We start from the raw sequence: 5,500 nt of genomic DNA, 5'->3' as shown, positions 1-5,500 counted from the left end.
CGACCAATGGATGAACGCCGGACTGGAGGGATTGTATCTCGCCGGCGACAGTGCGCGGATCGGCGGCGCGGTCAATGCCGAGATCGAAGGCGAAATCGCAGCGATTGGAATTCTTCTCCACAATGGCCTGTTGCGGCCGAAACAAGCCAGGGCAGACGCGGCACGGCTTCGCGGCATGCACGCGCTGCAAAAGTCCTTCCGCAGCTTTCTCGATGGCGTCTATCCTCCCAACATTGCCCTCGCAAAGCCAGAGGATGCGACGATCCTGTGCCGCTGCGAGGAACTGACCGCCGGGGGCTTGAGGAACGCCGCCGTTCGCACTGGCTGCAAGGGTCCCAACCAGCTCAAGACCTTCACGCGCGCCGGAATGGGTCCATGTCAGGGCCGGCAATGCGGATACCCGGTTCATGAACTGGTCAAGTCGGTTGGTGGCCTGCCGGCCGACCAAGTTGGCCTCTATTATCCGCGGCCGCCATTCGTTCCGTTGACCGTCTCCATGCTGGCCGAATTCGAGGCTACGGAAATAGAGCAATAGTCCATGAAACCTGCGCCTGTGGTTGCCCCGCAGTGACAGCGATTTTCGATCGCGTTTAATCCCCCAAAATGGAAAAGAGTAGATGCAAGTTGGAATCGTAGGGGCGGGCAATATCGGCATGGGCTACGCGGCCTTCCTATTGCTCAACGGCCACGATGCCTCCGTATGGTCTCCCTCTGGCAAACGAAGCGAGGCCCTTCGGAATGGCGAAGCCATGATCGTCACCGGGGCCGTCGAGGGATCCTTCAGTCCAAGGACTTGCACCTCCGCTGAGGAGCTGGCGAAAGCCGATGTGATCGTGCTCGCCCTGCCGGCCTACGGTCACCGACGCGTCCTGGACGCCCTGATTCCCTTTGTCGAGCAACGCCACACTATCATAATCAGCGGACATCTTTCCTTCGCGGCGCTTTATCTCTCCAAGAAGCTCGCGGAGCGCGGCGTCGACATTCCGATCGTCGCCTGGAGTACGACCGTCCTCACCGGCAAGCCACGCGGCGCCAATCACATCAATGTTGGCGCCCTCCGGTCCACGGTAGACATGGCGACGCTTCCAGCTCGTCATGCGGCGCGTGCCCTGGACATCTGCGTCGGCCTGTTCGGCGACCGCTTCGCACCCAAGGACGACATCCTCACGATCGCACTCAGCAACATCAATCCTCAAGCTCACCTCGCGGAAGCGCTCTGTAACCTGACGAGGATAGAGCGAAACGAAAGCTGGCTGCAGAATACGATGGTGACGTCTACCGTCGGGAAATGCATCGAAGCGCTGGACAAGGAGCGGCTCGCTGTCGCCAACGCCTTAGGCAAGTCCGTCAGGACGATCTTCGATCACTATCGACTTTCCTACGGTATCACCGGCGAGTCGGTTACCGAGATTTGCGCGAAGCAGGTGGGACGCGGCAGCGACCCGGTCGGACCCACTGGCCTCGACACGCGCTGGATCACCGAAGACGTGCCATACGGCATTGTGCCGACCATCTATCTCGCCAAGCTTGCGGGCGTGGCCATGCCGCTGCATCAAAGTTCGCTGAACATCATCAGCGCATGCTACGGACGCGACTTCGCGGCCGACAACGACCTGCTCACCGAGATCAATCCCCTCGAAGTGGGTTCAATGACGACCCTGATGGCCAACGGCTATGCTGGCGTAACACGCTGACCGCCGCCGGTCGGCACCTCCGGAGACGAGGACATGAGCGAGACCAAGGATTTTGGCGGACTGGCAAACGGTCTCACCAACTATGGCGATCGCGACTTTGCCCGCTATCTGCGGCTGTCTATGGCCCGGTCCATGGGCTTTTCGACCGACCTGCTCAGAAAGCCAGTCGTCGGTATCGCGAGCACCTATAGCGAATTCAACAATTGCCACCGCGGCGTGCCGGAACTCGTGGCGGCCGTGAAGCGAGGGGTTCTCGCGGCTGGCGGCCTGCCGCTGGAGTTTCCGACGATTTCGCTCGGGGAAGTGTTTCTTTCTCCCACCAGCCTCTTCTTCCGCAACCTGATGTCGATGGACACCGAGGAGATGATCCGCGGGCAGCCGATGGACGCGGTGGTGCTCGTCGGCGGATGCGACAAAACGGTTCCGGCGCAGCTGATGGGCGCGGCGTCCGCAGGACTGCCAACGATCCAGGTGGTCACCGGTCCCATGATGACTGGACGCTGGCGAGGCGAGCGCCTTGGCGCCTGCACGGATTGCCGCCGGTTCTGGGCCAAATTCCGGGGCGGCGACATCGATCGGCGGACGATCGAGGAGGTGGAAGGTAATCTCGCGACGACCAGCGGCACATGCGCCGTCATGGGCACGGCGAGCACGATGGCCTCCATAGCGGAGGCCCTCGGCATCATGCTCCCCGGCACGGCGGCCATTCCCGCGGTTCATGCCGACCGGCTTCGGGCGGCCGAAGCCTCGGGGACTGCCGCGCTCGAGCTGATCCGCACAAGGACGACCATCGACAAGATCATCACGCGCGACTCCGTCGAAAATGCCCTTCGGGTCCTGCTGGCTATCGGTGGTTCGACCAATGCCATCATCCATCTCACCGCCATTGCCGGACGCATGGGAATCGAGGTCGATCTGGAATGGCTGAATCGGCTCTCGGATACGACGCCCGTTCTGGTGGACCTCAAGCCCACGGGCCCGTTCTACATGGAAGACCTGCATGCCGCCGGCGGGATTGGGGCGGTGCTGCGGGAACTGCGCCCGCTTCTCAATCTGGACTGCATGACGGTTTCGGGCGAAACGCTCGGGCAGCGCCTCGATGCTCGCGGCGACCATGTCGATCGCAATGTCGTCCGCTCGCAGTCGGACCCGCTGCAGCCCCAGGGCGGGCTCGTCGCACTGTTCGGTAATCTCGCTCCCCGGGGAGCGATCCTCAAGCGCGCGGCGGCGGATCCCGTGCTCTTCGAAAGGCAGGGACGGGCAGTCGTCTTCACCTCGCTGGAGGATCTGGCCGCCCGTATCGACCACCCTGATCTCGACGTCAGACCCGACGATTTCCTGGTTCTTCAGAATGCCGGGCCCAAGAGCGCGGCCGGCATGCCGGAGGCCGGGTATCTGCCCATCCCAAGGAAGCTGGCCGCACAGGGGGTGAAGGATATGGTTCGCATTTCCGATGCCCGCATGAGCGGCACCGCATATGGGACGATCGTTCTCCATGTCGCGCCCGACTCCGCATCCGGCGGCCCGCTTGGCCTGATCCGCAATGGCGATCTGATCCGCCTGTCGGTCAGCGAACGCCGCATCGATGTCCTGGTCGAGGACACCGAACTGGAGCGGCGGCGCGGATCTGCCGCGCCGGATACGATGGTTCCGCCCCGTGGTTACAAGAGCCTTTATTACCGGGAGGTTCTCCAAGCCGATCAGGGATGCGACTTCAATTTCCTTCGCGCCAATCCCGCGAGCCCTTGAACCCATCACCTGCTCGGCATGAGAGAGGCGACGATGAAGATCGGCATTGTGGGGCTTGGGCAGATGGGCAAGCCGATCGCTCTGAATTTGCTGAGGGCCCACGGCAACCTGATCGTTGTCGGACGGTCGGAAGCTATTCGAGCGGAGTTCCAACAACTTGGCGCCCTGGCCGCGGCCGATCCGATCGCATTGGGCGAGGCCGACATCATCTTCACCTGTCTCCCCGATGCAAAGGCGATCGAGAGCCTGCTTTTCGGCGAGGGTCTGTTGGACACGCTGCGACCCGGTCGGATCCTAGTGGATCTGAGTACCACGGGATACGCGCAAACGCTCACTATCGCGGGGCGCCTGGCCGATCGAGGCATCCAATTCCTCGATGCACCGGTTTCCGGCATGGCCAGCCGTGCCCGTGAAGGCACCCTCACCGTGATGTGCGGCGGAGATCGGAAGACGTTCGAAGACGTCGGCGACGTGTTTTCTTCTTTTTCGAGCCGGGTGCTCTACATGGGAAAGGTGGGCAATGGCCAGCTTGCCAAGCTCATCAACCAGCTGCTTTTCAACGTCAACGCGGCGGCCCTGGCGGAGATCCTTCCGCTGTCGTCGAAACTCGGCCTTGATCCCGATCGCATCGGCGAAGTGATCAATAGCGGAACAGGTAGGAGCTTCGCCTCCGAATTCTTCATACCGCGCATTCTTTCGGGAGACTTCTCGCAGGGCTATCCGATGAGCGCGGCTTACAAGGATCTCGTCAGCTGCGCTCAGATCGCGTCGGAGCTGTGCGTTCCCCTGCCCGTTACGGCCGCTGCGACAGCCTCCTACCAGATGACCCTGCTGCGCGGGCACGGCGCCGGGGACAAGGGCTCCATGGTGAAGTCCTTCGAGGAGTTGCTGGGGGTGGAGTTTCGATCTCCGGGCTTCGACTCCGCCGCGCATTCATACAACGAAATCGCAAAGCCGTGACCCCGAAGGTGTCTACGAGTCAGGGAAAAACAATCACGCTCGCATCCACCCTGGCGCTGCAGACCGTCATGGAATCCATCGGATCAACACTCGACGGCCGGAATCTTCGCCTGACTTTCGCCCCAACCAAGATTCTGCTGGATCGTCTACGGAACGGCGAACAGGCCGATGTCGTGGTTCTCACCAGGGAGGGGATTCTTCGGTTGGTTGAGGAAGGAATCTTGAACCCCAACTACCAAGACATCGCCATATCATCGATCGGCATTGCCCAGGCCATAGGTGCATCGGCTATCGATATCAGCACGCCCGAGAAGCTGCGCGACGTCCTGGTCGGGACCGGATCAATTGCCTATTCGGCTAGCGGCGCGAGCGGCATCTTCTTCGCCGAGCTCATACGCCGGCTCGACATCGAAGAGCTTGTGAGGCGCAAGGCCATCATCTCCCCCGCCGGCTTTACCGGAGAGTTCGTAGCAAAGGGACAGGCGGAAATAGCCATCCAGCAACTGAGCGAGCTGCATGCGGTCGGTGGCCTGGGCCCGATCACACCCCTGCCAGACGAGGCACAATGCCTGACGGTATTTTCCGCCGCTTCGGCTACCAGATCGGCCAGTCCTGACGCCCTCGATGCGATCACCGCAGCTCTGACATCGGAGGACGGCAGAAGCCAACTCCGGGCCGCTGGCCTGCAGCCTGTCTGACGATCCGAGCTCCACGCCGAGGAGCAGTCGCTACGTGCGGAGCGCGCAGCGAAGTAATGCTCCGTACGTGGCACCGGTCGCGGAATTGCGATCCAACCATCGTTCCTTGCCGATCACCAGTTGCGCGGCATGCGTCATCGAGAACGCGCAGAGGGCTCACAAGCACCGCCCGTAGCAATTTGAGCGTCGTCTCGATGGGGCTGCCGTCGTGTGAACTGGGCGTGACGCTCCGCGGCGCGACATTACGTTTCCGTATGACTAGCCGGTTTTTTCTGATTGGACGTGCAAATCTTCAATGGTTACTCATCTCGAAAAAAGAAGAGGCAGGGGACCTCGATAGAGGTGAGGAACTGACTTCGATGCGTTTGAAAGCGGGCGTTGTCCAAGCCGCAACTGTAG

At 61.7% G+C, this 5,500-nt stretch carries 6 protein-coding genes; all 6 read left to right on the top strand.

Annotated features, from left to right (window positions below; all coding sequences use genetic code 11):
• Window positions 1-535: (2Fe-2S)-binding protein (locus tag EOA86_RS18425; RefSeq protein ID WP_206630066.1), on the top strand; the 535-nt coding region annotated here is incomplete at its 5' end.
• Window positions 536-617: 82 nt separating this feature from the next.
• On the top strand, window positions 618-1,694 hold the full coding sequence (locus EOA86_RS18420) for an NAD/NADP octopine/nopaline dehydrogenase family protein (protein WP_128342972.1): 1,077 nt from the start codon (window positions 618-620) through the stop codon (window positions 1,692-1,694).
• Between the two features lie 33 nt (window positions 1,695-1,727).
• A complete protein-coding gene (locus EOA86_RS18415) occupies window positions 1,728-3,443 on the top strand; it encodes a dihydroxy-acid dehydratase (protein ID WP_128342970.1) in 1,716 nt (571 codons plus the stop codon).
• Window positions 3,444-3,461: 18 nt separating this feature from the next.
• The gene (locus EOA86_RS18410; RefSeq protein ID WP_128342968.1) at window positions 3,462-4,403 is read left to right on the top strand and encodes an NAD(P)-dependent oxidoreductase; all 942 of its coding nucleotides are present in this window, start codon (window positions 3,462-3,464) and stop codon (window positions 4,401-4,403) included.
• Window positions 4,400-5,101 (top strand): substrate-binding domain-containing protein, encoded by a 702-nt coding sequence (locus tag EOA86_RS18405; protein WP_128342966.1) that lies wholly within the window; start codon window positions 4,400-4,402, stop codon window positions 5,099-5,101. Before EOA86_RS18410 ends, EOA86_RS18405 begins: the two co-directional genes overlap by 4 nt.
• A gap of 179 nt (window positions 5,102-5,280) precedes the next feature.
• On the top strand, window positions 5,281-5,500 hold a 220-nt coding region (locus EOA86_RS39450), incomplete at its 3' end, for a hypothetical protein (protein WP_206630065.1).

This window comes from Mesorhizobium sp. M5C.F.Ca.IN.020.32.2.1 (genome assembly GCF_004023105.1).
GTDB lineage: Bacteria > Pseudomonadota > Alphaproteobacteria > Rhizobiales > Rhizobiaceae > Mesorhizobium > Mesorhizobium wenxiniae.
Note: the sequence above shows the minus strand (reverse complement) of the source record. Positions and strands in the feature narration are given on the sequence as shown.

Bases quoted from the DNA above. Each gene is read 5' to 3' on its own strand.
- EOA86_RS18410 (WP_128342968.1), top strand. From the start codon at position 3,462: ATGAGAGAGGCGACGATGAAGATCGGCATTGTGGGGCTTGGGCAGATG.
- EOA86_RS18420 (WP_128342972.1), top strand. From the start codon at position 618: ATGCAAGTTGGAATCGTAGGGGCGGGCAATATCGGCATGGGCTACGCG.
- EOA86_RS18415 (WP_128342970.1), top strand. From the start codon at position 1,728: ATGAGCGAGACCAAGGATTTTGGCGGACTGGCAAACGGTCTCACCAAC.